Origin of the sequence: Halorubrum halodurans, from assembly GCF_002252985.1 — an archaeon.
GTDB classification, from domain to species: Archaea; Halobacteriota; Halobacteria; order Halobacteriales; family Haloferacaceae; genus Halorubrum; species Halorubrum halodurans.
Map to the genome: position 1 here is coordinate 1 of NZ_NHPJ01000065.1, position 721 is coordinate 721.

Below are 721 nucleotides of genomic sequence, written 5' to 3' on the forward strand. Positions count from 1 at the left end.
GCACGTGGCCGATGCCGATGCAGGCACCGCACGTCGCCTCGGAGAAGTTGACGCCGGCCGCCATCATCTCCGCGGTCCACCCCTCGCGGGCCAGCATCTCGGAGGCCTGCTTGGAGCCGGGCGCGACGATCATCTCGGTGCCCTTGTCGACCTCGCGGCCCTCCAGCATCTTCGCGCTCGGGAGGATGTCCTCGTAGGCGCCGTTCGTACAGGAGCCGATGATGACCTGTTCGACGTCCGTACCCTCGTACTCGCTCACGGGGGCGACGTTGTCGGGCATCGACGGCGCGGCCACGAGCGGCTCGAGCTCGTCGAGGTCGACCTCGATCGTCTCGGCGTACTCCGCGTCGTCGTCGGGCTGGAGGTCGACGTACTCCTCCTCGCGGTCCTGGCGCGCGAGCCAGTCTCTCGTCTTCTCGTCGGTGCCGAAGATCGAGGAGGTGGCGCCCAGTTCCGTGCCGAGGTTCGTGATCGTCGTCCGCTCGGGGATGGTGAGCTTCTCCGCGCCGGGGCCGGTGTACTCGAAGATCTTGCCGACGCCGCCCTTGACGGTCAGCTCGCCGAGCAGGTGGAGCGCGACGTCCTTCGCGGTCGCCCACTCGGGGAGCTCGCCCTCGAGGTGGACGTTGACGACCTCGGGCATCTCGACGTAGTAGGGGCCGCCGCCCATCGCGACGGCGATGTCGAGGCCGCCGGCGCCGATCGCGAGCTGGCCGAGCCC

General features: G+C 69.6%; 1 protein-coding gene. It reads right to left on the bottom strand.

Annotated features, from left to right (window positions below; all coding sequences use genetic code 11):
- The coding region (locus DJ70_RS06350; RefSeq protein ID WP_245810727.1) for an aconitase family protein at positions 1-721 on the bottom strand (721 nt) is incomplete at both ends.